Below are 16371 nucleotides of genomic sequence, written 5' to 3'. Positions count from 1 at the left end.
ACATACAGGACGCCGGATGTAACCGGCGTTCTGTTATGGGTTTATAGAGAATAAAGGAGAAATAGAATGAGCAAGAAACCTACGGTATTGATGATATTAGACGGTTACGGTTTAAATGATAAAGTAGAAGGAAATGCTGTTTTACAGGCAAATACACCTAATATGGATAAGCTTATGGCTGAGTATCCATACGTTAAAGGTTATGCCAGTGGTTTAGCAGTAGGTCTTCCTGATGGACAGATGGGTAACTCAGAGGTTGGACATCTTAACATGGGTGCAGGACGTATTGTTTACCAGGAACTTACAAGAATCACAAAAGAAATTGAAGACGGAACATTCTTTGAAAATGAAGAGCTTGTAAAGGCAATGGAAAATGCCAAGAATAACAACAGTGCACTTCATATTTTCGGATTATTGTCAGACGGTGGTGTGCATAGTCATAACACACATATTTATGGCACAATTGAAATGGCAAAGAAATTCGGATTAGACAAGGTATATGTTCATGCATTCTTAGACGGAAGAGATACACCTCCATCATCAGCTGCTGAATATATGGAACAGTTAGTTGAAAAGATGAAGGAAATCGGTGTTGGTGAAGTAGCTACCGTTTCAGGACGTTATTATGCAATGGACAGAGATAACAACTGGGATAGAGAAGAAAAGGCATATGTGGCAATGACAAAGGGTGAAGGGGTACAGGAAACTGACCCGGTTGCAGCTATAAAGGATTCTTATGCAAAGGATGTAACAGATGAATTTATGCTTCCAACAGTTATTACTAAAGACGGACAGCCTGTAGCAACTATTAAAGACGGTGACTCGGTGGTATTTTGCAACTTTAGACCTGATAGAGCACGTCAGATTACAAGAGCTTTCTGCGCAGATGACTTTACAGGATTTAACAGAGAAAAGAAGCTTGATTTAGTATTTGTATGCTTTACAGAATACGATGTTACTATTCCAAATAAGTTAATTGCATTTAAGAAGGTAGAAGTAACAAACACATTTGGTGAATTCCTCGCAGCTAATGGATTAAAACAGGCAAGAATAGCTGAAACAGAAAAATATGCCCATGTAACATTCTTCTTTAACGGTGGTGTGGAAGAACCAAACGAAGGAGAGGACAGAATATTAGTTGAATCTCCTAAGTATGTTCCAACATACGACAAGAAGCCTAGAATGAGCGCATATACAGTTTGTGATGAAGTTTGTAAGGCGATTACAGGTGGAAAATACGATGTGATTATAACAAACTTTGCTAACCCTGACATGGTAGGTCATACAGGAGTTATGGAAGCTGCGGTTAAGGCAATAGAAGTTATTGATGAGTGTGTTGGTGAAGTGGTTGAATTTATCAAAGAAGTTGACGGACAGTTATTTATCTGCGCAGACCATGGTAATGCAGAGCAGTTAATTGACTACGAAACAGGAGAACCATATACAGCACATACAACTAATCCTGTACCATTTATTTTGGTTAATGCAGATCCTAAATACACATTAAGAGAAAATGGTGTGTTAGCTGATATTGTTCCTACATTAATTGAACTTATGGGAATGAAACAGCCAAAGGAAATGACAGGAAAATCACTTTTAATTGAAAAATAATTAAATTATATATGATTTGAGGCGTGACAGTTTATAAAATTGCCACGCCTTTAATATTAAAAGGAATGCAATGAAAAAAAGAAAAAAAGCAAAAATGAATTATACCCGGTATCGTTCCAGGTATATAAGAAGGAAAAAATTAAACACAAAAAGAGTTGCTATATGCATATTAAGTATATGCCTTGTAATAACAGCAGCTGTAACAGCCGGTATTGCAGGGAAAAAGAAAAATAATAATGTAAAAGAGGCAATGGCTACTCCTGCATACACAAAAAATGAAACTACAGATAATAAGGAAAAAGAAACCACAAAAAAAGTAAAGGCAGAAAAGACAGATGTTACCCTTATTGCGGTTGGAGACGATTTGGTAAGTGATTCGGTTTTATATACAGCTAAAAGAAGCGATGGAACCTATGATTTTTCAAGTGTGTATGAAAAAATGAAGCCGGATTTTAAAAAAGCAGACATAGCTATTATAAATCAGGAAACAATACTTGGTGGAGACAAGTTTGAATATAAAGGTTATCCATGCTTTAACACCCCTGACAGCATGGGAAAAGCCATTATGGATGCAGGGTTTAACATTGTGCAGCAGGCATCAAATCATTCCTATGATACGGGAGTAGAAGGAATAGAACATTGTATTAAATATTGGAAAAAACATAAAAAGAAAGTTCTTATGGTGGGACTTAATGAAAATGAAGAAGAATACAATACCATTCCCATATTTAAGTGTAAGGGTATAAAGTTTGCCATTCTTAATTATACATATGGCTTAAATGGCTTTAAATTGCCTGAGGATAAAGGATATCTTGTAAATCTTTTAGATGATGCCCACTGGGATAAGGTAAAGTCAGATATAGAAAAAGCTGAACAGATAGCAGACTTTACCATTGTACTTCCCCATTGGGGGCAGGAATATGTTCAGCCGGACCCAATACCGGAGCAGGAAAAGTGGGCGAAGATGATGGTTGAAGCAGGAGCAGATTTAATAATAGGAACCCATCCTCATGTAGTTGAAAAAATTCAATGGATTAAATCTGATAACGGAAATTCGGCATTATGCTATTATTCCCTTGGAAATTACACCTCCGGACAGGAAAACTGGAAAACGCTGTTAGGAGGAATGGCAAAGCTAACCATTAGAAAAGATGAGAAAGGTATACGAATATTAAAAAAGAAGGCAGGAGTCGTTCCTACAGTTAATCACTATGTGTGGGGGAAGTCTCAGGGAGTGATAAGACAGCAATATACATATAGACTGTCTGAATATTCACAGGACATGTTGCAGGGACACAGTATACAGTGGTCAAATCCTGTGACATACACGGATTTAACAAAACTTTCCCAGGAAGTTTTTGGAGACTGGGTGATAGAATAAAAAAAATAATAAATTGGATAAAAACCTCTCATATGTACAAAATAATTACTGGTAATTATTTAACGCAATGGGAGGTTTTTATGTATAAATATTTGAAAATAGTAAATGTAAAGGGCAGGGAAGTCATGGATTCAAGGGGAAATCCTACAGTGGAAGCGGAAGTTACCGTAAAGGCTTTGGGAATGCCGGGAGAAATATATACAGGATGTGCCATTGTTCCATCAGGAGCATCTACAGGTATATTTGAGGCGGTGGAATTAAGAGATGGAGAAAAAAGGTATGGTGGAAAAGGTGTATTAAAAGCAGTAAAAAACATTAATGAGGAAATATATCCTGCTTTAGAAGGAGAAAATGCCTTAAATCAAAATAAAATAGACCATATTATAATGAATCTGGACAAATCTGAAAATAAGGGAGAATTAGGGGCTAATGCAATACTTGCAGTATCAATGGCAAATGCGAAGGCCTGTGCTTTAGCTTTAAATATTCCTGAATATAAATATGTGGGAGGAATAAGTGCCAAAACTCTGCCGGTTCCAATGATGAACATATTAAATGGTGGTGCCCACGCATCAAATAATATTGATGTACAGGAATTTATGATTTTGCCTGTTGGAGCTGACAGTTTCAGGGAAGGGCTTAGATGGTGTGCAGAAGTTTATGACAGTCTGAAAAAAATACTGAAATCCAAGGGATTATCAGTGGCAGTAGGAGATGAAGGAGGATTTGCCCCTGATTTGTCAGGGGAAGAAGAAGCCCTTGATATTATTGTAAAAGCTATAGAAAATGCAGGATACAAGGCTAATGAAGATTTTAAAATATCCCTTGATGTGGCAGCTTCCGAGTGGAAAACAAATCAGGTGGGAGAGTATCTTATGCCAAAGAAAAACAAGCAGATGAATACAGATGAATTAATAGAAATGTGGGAAGAAATTTCAGATAAGTATCCTATTTTTTCCATTGAAGATCCCTTAGATGAGGAAGACTGGAAAGGCTGGGAGAAAATCACGGAAAAATTAGGAGATAAAATCCGTTTAGTTGGAGATGATTTGTTTGTTACTAATGTTAAAAGACTTAAAAGGGGATTAAAAAATAAATGTGCCAATGCAATATTAATTAAACCAAATCAGATAGGAACAGTAACGGAAACCTTAAATGCAGTAAAGATGGCTCAAAATATGGGATATATTGCCATTATGTCCCATCGTTCCGGGGAAAGTGAAGATACAACAATAGCTGATTTGGCAGTAGGATTAAATACAGGGTATATAAAAACCGGAGCACCTTGCAGGGGAGAGAGGACGGCTAAATATAACAGGTTATTAAGAATTGAAGAGCAGATGGGTATTTAGAAAAATATATCAATTGTCCGCTGAGAAGGCAACTCCTGGAAACAGGAGTTGTTTTACAGATTTTGTCCTTGGGCATTTTCAGGAGCTAATTTCTCATTTGCGATATATTCGTAAATGTTGTCCAATTCATGGATTGATCCTTCCACAATTTATACTTGATTTTAGTACCTTAATATGTTAAGATAATCAATGTTTGATACGAATTAGAGGGGAAGCGTGTGGTGTTTTCCATAAAGAAATATAGAGGAGGTGTGGACATTGACATTATTAAGAGTATTAACAGTAGTGTTTATGATAATTTGTTTAATTATAACAGTAGTTATCTTACTTCAGGAAGGAAAGCAGGCAGGTCTTACAGGAGCTATTAGTGGCGCTGCTGAATCATATTGGGGAAAGAACAAAGGACGTTCAATGGAAGGTAAGCTTGAAAAAGCTACTAAGGTTTGCGTAGTTTTATTCTTTGTAATTTCTATAATTCTTAATATGGGATTTATCAATTATTAAGATTAATTAAAAATGACTGACTGATGAAGGTGTAGATTTCTACACCTTTTTTCTATATATTGAGAAAGGATATTGAATGGCAGAATATAAAGACATAATAGAAGAAAAGAAAAAGGTGCTTATGAGTCTTATGAATGATAAGCATTATGTACCAATGAAGTTTAAAGAGTTAGCAGTAATATTAAATGTAAAAAAAGAAGACAGAAAACTGTTGGATTTTGTATTGTCTGAGCTGGTTAACGAAGGAAAAATAACCATATCCAAAAGGGGAAAATATAGCCTGCCAAAAGAAACCTATGTAAAAGGAATTTTTATAAGTAATGAAAAAGGTTTTGGTTTTGTGGAGGTAGAAGGTGAAGAGGAAGATTATTTCATACCGGAAAAAAATATTGGAGGAGCCTTTCATCATGACACTGTTTTAGTGGCGGTAGAGCCTTTTTCTACAGGAAAGAGAAAAGAAGGAAAGGTTATAAAAGTTTTATCTCACGAAATAAGTGAAGTGGTGGGATATTTCCAGAAAAATAAATCTTTTGGATATGTGCTTCCTGATAACAATAGAATATCAAGTGATATTTATATTCCGGGAAAGTACACCATGGGGGCTGTACAGGGACATAAAGTAGTGGTGAAAATCACTGATTATGGTTCAAAGGATAGAAAACCGGAAGGAAAAGTCATAGAAATTTTAGGACATGTAAACGACCCGGGAGTTGACATTCTTTCAATTGTAAAGGGATATAACATACCATGTGAATATCCTAAAGAGGTGATGGAACAAATTGAAAATATTCCTGAAGAGGTACAGGAAAAGGATAAAGAAGACAGACTTGATATCAGGGACTGGCAGACGGTTACAATTGATGGAGAGGATGCAAAGGATTTAGACGATGCCATAACCCTTAAAAAGGAAGATGGTATTTATACTTTAGGAGTTCATATTGCTGACGTGTCTCATTATGTAGTAGAAAATTCTCATCTTGATAAGGAGGCAAAAGAGCGGGGAACCAGCGTATATCTGGTAGATAGGGTTATTCCAATGCTTCCCCATAAGTTATCTAATGGCATATGTTCGTTAAATCAGGGCGTTGACAGATTAGCTCTTAGCTGTATTATGAAAATAAACGAAAATGGGGAAGTAATTGATCATCAGGTAGCAGAAACTGTAGTTAATGTTGACAGGAGAATGACCTATACAGCGGTAAATGAGATTATTACAAACAAAAATCCCGATACAATGAATGAGTACAGTGAATTAGTGCCCATGTTTCAGCTTATGGCAGAGTTATCTTCAATAATCAGGGAAAAAAGATATGGCAGAGGAGCAATAGATTTTGATTTTCCTGAATGTAAAATTACATTAGATGAAAAGGGTTATCCTGTGTCTATTAAACCTTATGACAGAAATGCAGCCACAAAGATTATTGAGGATTTTATGCTTATGGCAAATGAAACCATTGCAGAATATTATTTTTGGCAGCAGATACCTTTTGTTTACAGAAATCACGAAAAACCTGACAGTGACAGAATGAAACAGCTGTCATTGTTCATTACTAATTTCGGATATCATGTTAAAATGTCTAAAGACGAGGTACATCCAAAGGAATTACAGAAGCTTTTGAAAAGTATTGAAGGAACTCCGGAGGAGGCAATGATTAGCAGAGTTACCCTTCGTTCAATGAAAAGGGCTGAATACACACCGGAGTGTTTGGGACATTTTGGCCTGGCTGCAAAATATTATTGTCATTTTACATCACCTATAAGAAGGTATCCGGATTTACAGATTCATAGAATTATCAAGGAATGTCTTCGCGATGACATGACGGAAAAGCATATTGAACATTACAAGTCTATTTTGCCGGAGGTCACTAAGCATTGTAGCATGACTGAAAGACGGGCAGATGATGCAGAAAGAGATTCTGAAAAAATGAAGAAAGCTGAATATATGAGAGGCTTTATAGGAGAAGAATATACAGGTGTCATATCTTCAGTTACAAGCTTTGGCGTGTATGTTGAATTGGAAAATACAGTAGAGGGACTGGTTCATGTATCAAATATGACAGATGACCATTACGAATACGATGAGGCCTCCTATAGCCTTAAAGGTCAGCAGACAATGAAGACATATAAGCTAGGTCAGATAGTGAAAATCAGGGTGGAAAATGCTGATAAAGTAACTGGAACAATTGATTTTAGTATGGTATAAATATGGAAGGAGGGGAAAAACATGGCAAAAATTTCTGAAAAGTTAATTGCTACTAACAAAAAGGCAAGACATGATTATTTTATTGAGGATACTTATGAAGCGGGAATTGTGTTGCATGGCACTGAGGTTAAGTCCCTGCGTGCGGGACATTGCAGTATTAAGGAATCCTTTGTGAGAGTGGATAACGGAGAAGTTATTATATATGGAATGCATATTAATCCATATGAAAAAGGCAATATTTTTAACAAGGATCCTTTAAGACCTAAGAAATTAATGCTTCACAAATATGAGATAAATAAGCTTGTAGGAAAGTTAAATGAAAAGGGACTAACACTGGTTCCGCTTAGGGTTTACTTTAAGGGAAGTTTGGTGAAGGTGGAGATAGGTCTTGCAAGAGGTAAGAAACTCTATGATAAGCGACAGGATATTGCAAAGAGAGACATTAAGAGAGAAAGCGAAAGAGATTTCAAAATCAGAATGAGATAAAGTGACAGGAGGATATAAAATGTATACAGAATCATTAGTTAAATTAGGAAAGGTACGTTCAGAAATAAGGGAAATTTTTGAATATGGAAATAAGAGAAAGGCAGAAATAGGGGCTGAAAATGTTTTTGATTTCAGCATAGGGAATCCAAGTGTTCCGGCACCTAAATCAGTAAATGATGCCATAATTGACCTTGTAAACAATTTTGATTCAGTGGCACTTCACGGCTATACATCAGCTCAGGGAGATGCAAAGGTTAGAACTACAATTGCAAATTACATTAATAACAGATTTAATACAGAGATTGCACCGGATAACATTTATATGACCTGTGGTGCAGCATCATCTCTTACCATTGTATTTAATGCAATAATGCAGAAAGATGACGAGTGTATAGTGTTTACACCTTATTTCCCGGAATATGGGGTATTTTTAGAGAGAACAGGTGCAAAGCTTGTGGCTGTTAAATCTGAAGATAAAACATTTCAGGTAGATATGAAAGGATTTGAGGCTGCAATTAATGAGAAAACAAAAGCAGTTGTAATAAATTCTCCTAACAATCCTTCAGGTGTTGTTTATTCAGTAGAAACAATTGAAAAAATGTGCGATTTGTTAAGAAAGAAGGAAAAGGAATATGGACATCCTATTTTTCTTGTAACGGACGAGCCATACAGAGAATTGGTTTATGATGATATAGAGGTTCCATATCTTATTAATTACTATGATGATACTTTTGTATGTTATTCATACAGCAAGGCTTTATCCCTTCCGGGAGAACGTATAGGATACATTGTTGTTTCTCCAAAGATGAAAGATGCAGGAGATGCCTATGCAGCAGTTTGTGGTGCAGGACGTGCCCTTGGGTATGTATGTGCATCAAGTATGTATCAGAGAGTTATTGAAAAGTGTATTGATGATACAGCGGATATTTCAATTTATAAGGTAAACAGGGATTTACTTTACAACAACCTTACGGAAATGGGATATGAATGTGTATATCCTGATGGAGCATTTTATCTTTTTGTAAAGGCAATGGGAGATGATGCCCATGAATTCTGCGAAAAGGCAAAAGAGCATGAACTTTTGTTAGTTCCTGCTGACAGCTTTGGAACACCGGGATATGTAAGAATTTCTTACTGTGTTCAGACAAAACAGATTGAGGATGCATTGCCGGCATTTAAGAAATTAGCAGAAAGCTATCAGAAGTAGGTGAAATAATGAGTGAACAAAATAGTTGCGAATTTTGCAGTAATTATGTTTATGATGAAGAATATGAGGAATATGGGTGTGTGGTAAACATGGATGAAGATGATTTAGCCAGATTACTTCAGTTTAAAAACTCCAGCTGTCCATATTTCTCATATGGTGATGAATATAGAATAGCAAGAAAGCAGTAGGTAATGAAACAGGAAACTTACATAAAGATTTCAGAATTTGTAAGAAAATATCCACATGGAGAAAGTATAGTAAAATATGCCAATAATATTATTACGGGAGTAGTATATATGGCATATTTTGTTATACTTATATTTCTTGCAGTAAACAGGGATGAAAGGGTAATAAGAATAGTTTTAGTAACAGGCATATCTTTTATATTGGTTAGTATTTTCAGGTATGTTGTGGACGCACCAAGACCTTATACTTTGTATGAATTTAAGCCTGTTGTAAAAAAAGAAAAGACGGGGCAGTCAATGCCGAGCCGTCATGTTTTTTCAGCATTTGTTATAGGTATGTCAGCACTTTATATAAGTGTTCATTTGGGAATTCTTATTTTGGCTGACAGTTTTTTAATGTGTTTTATGAGAGTAATAGCAGGAGTACATTTTCCAAAAGATGTAATTGTCGGAGCTATTATTGGAATATTAAGTGGAGTAATTGGATTTTACATTATTTAATTAAGGATTGGAGACTAAAATGGATAATCAGAATAAATATGTAAAAGATATGACAGTAGGAACACCATACAAGTTGCTTTTAGCATTTGCAATACCACTGTTAATAGGTAATGTGTTTCAACAGCTGTACAATATGGTGGATTCCGTAATAGTTGGACGGTTTGTAAGTGCAAATGCCCTTGGAGCCATTGGAACTACAGCATCATTGCAGTTTTTTTTCTTTTCACTTGTAGGTGGTCTTTCCGTGGGAATTGGAATCATTGTTTCCCAGTATTTTGGTGCCAATGATGAAAAAAATGTTAAAGACACCATTGGAAATGCTACCATAATTATAATTGCATGCTCTACCATAATGGCTATTGCGGGATACTTTGCAGCAAGACCTATTCTTATACTTTTACAGACAGATGCAGTTATTTTAGAGGATGCAGTGGCGTATCTTAAAGTTACATCAATTGGTATTATATGTATGGGATTATACAATGGTGTATCAGGTATTTTAAGAGCATTGGGAGACAGCAAGACACCTTTGATCTTTTTGATATTTGCCAGCATTCTTAATGTTATATTAGATCTTATTTTTGTGCTGGTGTTTAACTGGGGAGTAGTGGGAGCAGGTGTTGCCACAGCGTTTTCGCAGTTTATTTCAGCAATAACATGTATAATATATGCTTATAAAAGTAATTCATATTTTAGAATTAAAAGAGAAAATTTCAAAATCAATAATATGATAATTAGAAAAAGCATGAGACTGGGTATTCCGGTAGCATTGCAAAATGCACTTATTGCTTTTTCATTAATTGTTTTACAGGCAATTGTAAACAGCTATGGAGCAGATTTTACCACGGCTTTTACGGTAGTATCAAGAATTGAAACCCTTATCCAACAGCCATTTATGTCTATGGGTGCAGCAGTATCTACATATACGGGACAAAATCTTGGAGCCGGAAAAATTGACAGGGTAAAAAAAGGATTTAACACGGCAACAACCATTACCACAATATTTGCAATTAGCATAATGCTTTTATTCTGGATATTTACACCGCAGATTGTTTCCATATTCGGAAAAGACCCTACGGTTATGAAACAGGCTGTTGACGGACTTAGAATAACAAGCTGTTTTTACATATTTTTGGGAATGATATATACCACCAGAAATGTGTTAAATGGTGCTGGAGATGCAATATTTTCACTGTTTACCGGAATTGTGGAGTGTATAGGACGTGTAGGTTTTGCATATCCTCTTACCCTTATACCTTTCATGGGAAGCTACGGAGTATTCTATGCTACGGGAATAACATGGCTTTTAAACGGACTGTTTAGCCTTATAAGGTATAAAAAAGGCAAATGGAAAAATATTAACATAGTAAAAAATGATATTTAAGGAGCGTTTATGTACGAAACCGCAGAAAATACGGAAAAAATAATTTTAGTTGCCGTGGCAACAGGAAATGAAGATGACGCAATGGAATCTTTAGATGAACTGGAGGAGCTGGTTAATACAGCAGGTGCAGTGGTTGTGGGAAGAGTTATCCAAAATTTAGACCACATTAATAACACTACCTATGTAGGTTCAGGAAAGGTTCAGGAAATAAAGGATTTAATATGGGAAACAGAGGCAGATGCCATAGTATGTGATGATGAATTATCTCCTGCACAATATAAGAATCTTGAAGATGAATTAGATGTTAAGGTAATGGACAGAACTCTTATAATTCTTGATATTTTTGCAGGAAGGGCAAAAAGTGCCGAAGGAAAAATCCAGGTAGAGTTAGCACAGCTTAGGTATCGTTCCACAAGACTTATTGGAATGAGAAATCTTTCAAGACAGGGTGGCGGAATAGGAACAAGAGGCCCGGGAGAAAAGAAATTAGAGGTAGACAGACGTCTTATCAGAAACAGAATATCCCAGCTAAAGGAACAGGTTAGAAATATGGAAAGCCACAGACAGGTTACAAGGGCTAAAAGACAGGACAATCCTGTTCCGGTGGTTGCCATAGTGGGATATACCAACGCCGGAAAGTCTACACTACTTAATACTTTAACAGCGGCAAATGTGCTAGAGGAAGACAAGCTTTTTGCAACTCTTGATCCTACAACGAGAAATTATAAGCTTCCTAACGGTCAGGAGGTTTTACTGACAGATACAGTCGGATTTATAAGAAAATTGCCTCATCACTTAATAGATGCTTTCAGAAGTACCTTAGAAGAGGCAAAGTATTCAGATATAATTATTCATGTGGTGGACTGTTCAAATCCTTCTATGGATAAAAATGTCCATGCAGTTTATGAAACACTAAAAAATCTTGAAGTAAAAGATAAAATAATCATTACGGTATTTAACAAAATAGATAAGGTAGAAGAAAAGCCGGTTTTAAGGGATTTTAATGCTGATTACACAGTTAGTGCTGCAATAAAGAAAAATATCGGACTAAATGAAATAAATGACGCAATAGAGGCAGCTTTGAAATCCATGCGTGTAATGGTGGAAAAGGTATACGATTATTCAGAAGCAGGAAAAATAGGAATAATCAGAAAATACGGTCAGGTACTTAGTGAGGAATATAAAGAAGATGGAATACATCTTAAGGCATATGTACCTTCGCAAATTATGGACAGAATATAGACATATCAGAAACGAAAGGCATAACAATGACTACAAAAGAAGCAATTAAGGAGAAGGACAGGAGGCATTGTAATGAAACATATAGAAAAAATATCTTTAATCGGATTAGGAGCCATGGGAGTATTTTTTGCACCGAGATTATATGAAACTTATGGTGAAAACTTTAGGGTTATTGCCAATGGTGAAAGAAAAGAAAGATTAGAAAATAAAGGTGTCACCGTAAATGGAATAAATTATAAGTTCCCAATAATTACTCCTGATGTAATGGGAGATGAGGCCGATTTAATAATAATTGGCGTTAAGGGATATTCCTTAGAGCAAGCTATCGAGGATATTAGAAATCAGGTAGGGAAAAATACCCTTATTTTGTCACTTTTAAATGGGGTTGACAGTGAGGAACGTCTGATAAAAGAATTTGGAAATGAGCATGTTTTATATTCATTTATGAGAATGTCAGTAGTTATGAAGGATGGCAAGGCTGATTTTGATCCATATTGGGGAAAAATTCACTTTGGTGAGAAAGAAAATCACGAGTATACAGACAGGGTTTTGGCGGTAAAAGAGGTTTTTGATAAGGCTGATATTCCCTACTCCATTGAGAAAGATATGTTAAAGGGAATCTGGTTTAAATATATGTGCAATATTGGAGAAAATATGACCTGTGCCCTTTTAGGTATACCTTTTGGCGCTTTTAGAACTGATGATAATGCAAACTGGATTAGAATAAATGCCATGAGAGAGGTGGCTGCAATTGCCGGGAAAAAAGGAATTGATTTAGGGGAAAAGGAAATAGAGGCACAAAACAAAACTGTAGTTACAATACCTGAAAAGAACAAACCATCAACCCTTCAGGATTTAGAAGCAGGGAAGAAAACGGAAATAGATATGTTTGCAGGTAATGTGGTAAAAATGGGTAAAGAGCTTAATGTGCCTACTCCGATAAATGAAATGTTTTATCATGGAATACGTGTATTGGAAAATAAATAAAAAAGGAATATCAATATGGTGTTTCTAATTCTATACAACACGAAATGCAACACAAATGATTCAAATATGATGAGAAACTTTAAAAAAGGCAAAAAAATAAAGCTGCCAACGGGATTTGAACCCGTGGCCTCCGCCTTACCAAGGCGACGCTCTACCTCCTGAGCCATGGCAGCCTGTCATACGACTTAAAAATAATAACATATTCTAATGAATTTTACAATAACATATTTTAGTAATGTCATAATTGCATAATTCGTTGAATGTATGAAATTTTATTAATAAAATATTTTCACTAAATATTGAAACGTAAAAATATATGTGTTATGATTATACGAGCATTAAATCTGAGAAAAGAGGATGTACATATGAATAAAAAGGTATTATCGGTTTTAGTAGATAACACATCAGGTGTTCTTAACAGAATTGCCGGTTTGTTTAGCAGAAGAGGATATAACATTGACAGTTTAACAGTTGGAGAGACTGAAAATCCTAAATATTCCAGAATGACTATTGTAGTAACAGGTGATGATGCTATATTAGAACAGATTGTTAAGCAGATTACAAAGTTAGAGGATGTCAGAAGAGTTGATGTTTTAGAACTTAATAATTCAGTTACAAGGGAACTTATTCTTGTAAAGATAAAGACTACTCCTGCACAGAGACAGCAGATTATATCCGTGACTGAAATTTTCAGGGCTAATATTGTTGATGTGGCAAAGGACAGTGTTATGATTGAGATTACAGGAAGCCAGTCAAAGCTTTCTGCATTTTTAAGTCTTCTTGAAGATTATGAGATTTTAGAATTAGTAAGAACAGGTATCACAGGTCTTGCAAGAGGAATTAAATAGTGTAGTTTATATATAGAGAATTAATATTTACATTACATTCTTTATAAAATAATAAATATTTTACAAATGGAGGCGACAATTATGTCAGAAGCAAAAATCTATTATCAGGAGGATTGCAATCTTTCATTATTAGATGGTAAGACAATTGCAATTATCGGCTATGGTAGCCAGGGACACGCACATGCTTTAAACTTAAAGGAATCAGGATGCAATGTCATTATTGGTTTATATGAAGGAAGTAAGTCATGGGCTAAGGCTGAGAAGCAGGGATTTGAAGTATTTACAGCAGCAGAAGCAGCTAAGAAGGCTGACATTATTATGATTCTTATTAATGATGAACTTCAGGCTGATATGTATAAGAAGGATATTGAGCCAAACCTTGAAGCTGGAAATATGCTTATGTTTGCTCATGGTTTCAACATTCATTACGGATGTATTAATCCTCCAAAGGATGTAGATGTAACTATGATCGCTCCTAAGGCACCGGGACATACAGTTCGTTCAGAATATCAGGCAGGCAAGGGTACTCCTTGTTTAGTAGCTGTTGAACAGGATGCTACAGGTAAGGCTTTAGATTTAGCACTTGCATATGCTTTAGGAATTGGCGGAGCAAGAGCAGGTGTTCTTGAAACAACATTCAGAACAGAAACAGAAACAGACTTATTCGGTGAGCAGGCAGTACTTTGTGGTGGTGTTTGTGCATTAATGCAGGCTGGTTTTGAAACATTATGTGAAGCAGGATATGATCCAAGAAATGCATACTTTGAATGTATTCATGAAATGAAGTTAATCGTTGACTTAATTTATCAGTCAGGATTTGCAGGAATGAGATATTCAATTTCAAACACAGCTGAATATGGTGATTATATAACAGGACCTAAGATTGTAACAGAAGATACAAAGAAGGCTATGAAGCAGATTCTTTCAGATATTCAGGACGGTTCATTTGCTAAGGAATTCTTACTTGATATGTCACCTGCAGGACGTCAGGTACACTTCAAGATGATGAGAAAGAAAGCATCAGAACATCCATCAGAAAAAGTCGGAGAACAGATCAGAAAGCTTTACAGCTGGAACAACGAAAACGACAAATTAATCAACAACTAATCCGTTAGCAATTTTTAAGCGAAGGATTATAAACCCAAAAGAACACACAGCCTTGTGCTTGCACAAGAGGCTGTGTGTTCTTTTGGGTTTATAGGCGTGCATTTAAGGAATGCACGCCGCTTATTGATTTTCGTTTTAAAAATATCTAATTAATGAAAAAAATAAACACGAAAATCAATAAGAAATCCGTCGCTAAAAGCATCACTTGCGCAAAAAAAAGGTACGCTTGCGCAAGATCTATTGAAATATTAAAATCCCAATAATAAAATGTGAGTGAAAGTCTTGTACGAATTATATTTGGTTTGGTGGGGGCAAGTAGACAATGAAGAACAAATAAAAAGGGGGATCAGAGGTTAGGATTATAGCACTTATAATCAATCATAAATATTACTTGTAAGAACCCCCATTTTTAAAAATGGAACTTAGGGAGAAATTGAAGTAGTGAACAAAGGAAATGGAGGAAAAGTTATGAGAAGGAACATTTATGGTAAAATGATTTCGGTAGTAATGGCAATGGCATTGTGTGTAACAAGTATTAATGTTTCAGCAGTGCAATCAGAGTCGGAAATCACAAAGGAAAATGCTTTAATGTCAGATAAACAGGAAATAATTGAAAATAATGACAAGAGCATTGATGATGAAGGTAGAGAAAAGCCTGTTGTAATTAAGGAAATAAAGAGTATGAGAGATGAAAATTCAAACACGTACCTTATGAGCAACGGAATGAAAAAAACAGTATATTATTCAGACAACATACGCTTTGAAGAGGATGGAAAATTAAGAAATTATAATTCAGAGTTGGTTTCCGCTGAATCACAGGATAAGAAAATCATATCTTTGGCAAAAAATATTTCCGTAAAAAATTCAAAAAAATACAAGTATGTAAATAAGTCCGGAGATACAAAACAATATTTGCCGGAAACAATCGGGGAGGAAAGCCCGGTTCTTCTTACACAGGATGACTACAGAATATCATTTGTACCGTTGGATGCCGGGGAGAATTCGGATGATTATGTAGAAACTAAAACCGATAAGGTATCATTAGAAACTGAAAAAATTGAGGATGCCGTAACTGGAAAGAAGGAAGAAAAAAGCATAAAGGCAGTATATGAAAACACCGGGAATGATACAAAAATAGCATATCATTCGTTAGAGCATGGAATGAAAGAAGACATTATACTTAATGAAATTCCTGATAATAATGAATTTTTATATAAAATATGTACTGAAAATCTTGAGGTACGTCTTGATGCAGTAGGTGGTGGGATTTCATTTATTGACAAGGAAAAAGACAGTATTGTTGCGGGAATTCCGGCACCATCAATGAATGATAGTACGGGAAAAGCATACAGTGAAGATGTACATTATGAATT

The 16371-nt window shown here is 35.6% G+C and carries 15 protein-coding genes and 1 tRNA gene; 15 read left to right on the top strand and 1 reads right to left on the bottom strand.

The window, feature by feature from the left end; genetic code table 11:
* Positions 1-66: 66 nt before the first annotated feature.
* From gpmI to DWW68_RS11890, 12 genes are all read left to right on the top strand, one after another.
* Positions 67-1611 (top strand): 2,3-bisphosphoglycerate-independent phosphoglycerate mutase, encoded by a 1545-nt coding sequence (gpmI, locus tag DWW68_RS11945; RefSeq protein WP_118590048.1) that lies wholly within the window; start codon positions 67-69, stop codon positions 1609-1611.
* A 70-nt stretch (positions 1612-1681) separates the two neighbouring features.
* A complete protein-coding gene (locus DWW68_RS11940; protein ID WP_021953903.1) occupies positions 1682-2992 on the top strand; it encodes a CapA family protein in 1311 nt (436 codons plus the stop codon).
* Between the two features lie 80 nt (positions 2993-3072).
* Positions 3073-4344: a phosphopyruvate hydratase gene (gene eno / locus DWW68_RS11935; protein ID WP_118590046.1), complete on the top strand. Its 1272-nt coding sequence runs from the start codon at positions 3073-3075 to the stop codon at positions 4342-4344.
* 258 nt (positions 4345-4602) lie between these two features.
* Positions 4603-4848 carry a preprotein translocase subunit SecG gene (gene secG, locus DWW68_RS11930; RefSeq protein WP_021953905.1) on the top strand — a complete coding sequence of 82 codons (246 nt, stop codon included), beginning with the start codon at positions 4603-4605 and terminating at the stop codon, positions 4846-4848.
* Between the two features lie 76 nt (positions 4849-4924).
* Entirely contained in the window at positions 4925-7051 is a 2127-nt protein-coding gene (gene rnr, locus DWW68_RS11925; RefSeq protein WP_118590044.1) for a ribonuclease R, read from the top strand.
* A gap of 21 nt (positions 7052-7072) precedes the next feature.
* Positions 7073-7537, top strand: a complete 465-nt coding sequence (gene smpB, locus DWW68_RS11920) for an SsrA-binding protein SmpB (RefSeq protein WP_021953907.1) — start codon at positions 7073-7075, stop codon at positions 7535-7537.
* Positions 7538-7556: 19 nt separating this feature from the next.
* Positions 7557-8744 (top strand): pyridoxal phosphate-dependent aminotransferase, encoded by a 1188-nt coding sequence (locus DWW68_RS11915; protein ID WP_118590042.1) that lies wholly within the window; start codon positions 7557-7559, stop codon positions 8742-8744.
* Between the two features lie 8 nt (positions 8745-8752).
* Positions 8753-8932: a DUF6472 family protein gene (locus DWW68_RS11910; RefSeq protein ID WP_021953909.1), complete on the top strand. Its 180-nt coding sequence runs from the start codon at positions 8753-8755 to the stop codon at positions 8930-8932.
* Positions 8933-8935: 3 nt separating this feature from the next.
* Positions 8936-9430 (top strand): phosphatase PAP2 family protein, encoded by a 495-nt coding sequence (locus tag DWW68_RS11905; protein ID WP_118590040.1) that lies wholly within the window; start codon positions 8936-8938, stop codon positions 9428-9430.
* Between the two features lie 19 nt (positions 9431-9449).
* Entirely contained in the window at positions 9450-10814 is a 1365-nt protein-coding gene (locus DWW68_RS11900) for an MATE family efflux transporter (RefSeq protein WP_243053112.1), read from the top strand.
* A gap of 9 nt (positions 10815-10823) precedes the next feature.
* Complete coding sequence (gene hflX / locus DWW68_RS11895; protein ID WP_118590038.1) at positions 10824-12056, top strand: GTPase HflX; 1233 nt, start codon at positions 10824-10826, stop codon at positions 12054-12056.
* Between the two features lie 72 nt (positions 12057-12128).
* Entirely contained in the window at positions 12129-13043 is a 915-nt protein-coding gene (locus tag DWW68_RS11890; protein ID WP_118590036.1) for a ketopantoate reductase family protein, read from the top strand.
* A 100-nt stretch (positions 13044-13143) separates the two neighbouring features.
* Here DWW68_RS11890 and DWW68_RS11885 read toward each other — a convergent pair.
* Positions 13144-13216, bottom strand: a tRNA-Thr gene (locus DWW68_RS11885).
* A 192-nt stretch (positions 13217-13408) separates the two neighbouring features.
* Here DWW68_RS11885 and ilvN point away from each other — a divergent pair.
* The 3 genes from ilvN to DWW68_RS11870 form a co-directional block, all read left to right on the top strand.
* Positions 13409-13891: an acetolactate synthase small subunit gene (gene ilvN, locus DWW68_RS11880; RefSeq protein WP_021953914.1), complete on the top strand. Its 483-nt coding sequence runs from the start codon at positions 13409-13411 to the stop codon at positions 13889-13891.
* 66 nt (positions 13892-13957) lie between these two features.
* A complete protein-coding gene (gene ilvC, locus DWW68_RS11875) occupies positions 13958-14998 on the top strand; it encodes a ketol-acid reductoisomerase (protein ID WP_118590034.1) in 1041 nt (346 codons plus the stop codon).
* Between the two features lie 468 nt (positions 14999-15466).
* Positions 15467-16371 (top strand): hypothetical protein (locus DWW68_RS11870; RefSeq protein WP_147365686.1); only part of this gene is annotated, 905 nt, incomplete at its 3' end.

It is taken from the genome of Eubacterium sp. AF16-48 (assembly GCF_003479405.1).
Classification (GTDB): domain Bacteria; phylum Bacillota; class Clostridia; order Lachnospirales; family Lachnospiraceae; genus Eubacterium_G; species Eubacterium_G segne.
This window is presented reverse-complemented; position numbering and strand designations above follow the sequence as displayed.

What these genes read in the sequence shown, in the direction of transcription:
- smpB (WP_021953907.1), top strand. Translation starts at nt 7,073, where the DNA reads ATGGCAAAAATTTCTGAAAAGTTAATTGCTACTAACAAAAAGGCAAGA.
- gpmI (WP_118590048.1), top strand. Translation starts at nt 67, where the DNA reads ATGAGCAAGAAACCTACGGTATTGATGATATTAGACGGTTACGGTTTA.
- DWW68_RS11905 (WP_118590040.1), top strand. Translation starts at nt 8,936, where the DNA reads ATGAAACAGGAAACTTACATAAAGATTTCAGAATTTGTAAGAAAATAT.
- DWW68_RS11910 (WP_021953909.1), top strand. Translation starts at nt 8,753, where the DNA reads ATGAGTGAACAAAATAGTTGCGAATTTTGCAGTAATTATGTTTATGAT.
- DWW68_RS11915 (WP_118590042.1), top strand. Translation starts at nt 7,557, where the DNA reads ATGTATACAGAATCATTAGTTAAATTAGGAAAGGTACGTTCAGAAATA.
- eno (WP_118590046.1), top strand. Translation starts at nt 3,073, where the DNA reads ATGTATAAATATTTGAAAATAGTAAATGTAAAGGGCAGGGAAGTCATG.
- DWW68_RS11940 (WP_021953903.1), top strand. Translation starts at nt 1,682, where the DNA reads ATGAAAAAAAGAAAAAAAGCAAAAATGAATTATACCCGGTATCGTTCC.
- DWW68_RS11890 (WP_118590036.1), top strand. Translation starts at nt 12,129, where the DNA reads ATGAAACATATAGAAAAAATATCTTTAATCGGATTAGGAGCCATGGGA.
- ilvN (WP_021953914.1), top strand. Translation starts at nt 13,409, where the DNA reads ATGAATAAAAAGGTATTATCGGTTTTAGTAGATAACACATCAGGTGTT.
- DWW68_RS11900 (WP_243053112.1), top strand. Translation starts at nt 9,450, where the DNA reads ATGGATAATCAGAATAAATATGTAAAAGATATGACAGTAGGAACACCA.
- hflX (WP_118590038.1), top strand. Translation starts at nt 10,824, where the DNA reads ATGTACGAAACCGCAGAAAATACGGAAAAAATAATTTTAGTTGCCGTG.
- ilvC (WP_118590034.1), top strand. Translation starts at nt 13,958, where the DNA reads ATGGAGGCGACAATTATGTCAGAAGCAAAAATCTATTATCAGGAGGAT.
- rnr (WP_118590044.1), top strand. Translation starts at nt 4,925, where the DNA reads ATGGCAGAATATAAAGACATAATAGAAGAAAAGAAAAAGGTGCTTATG.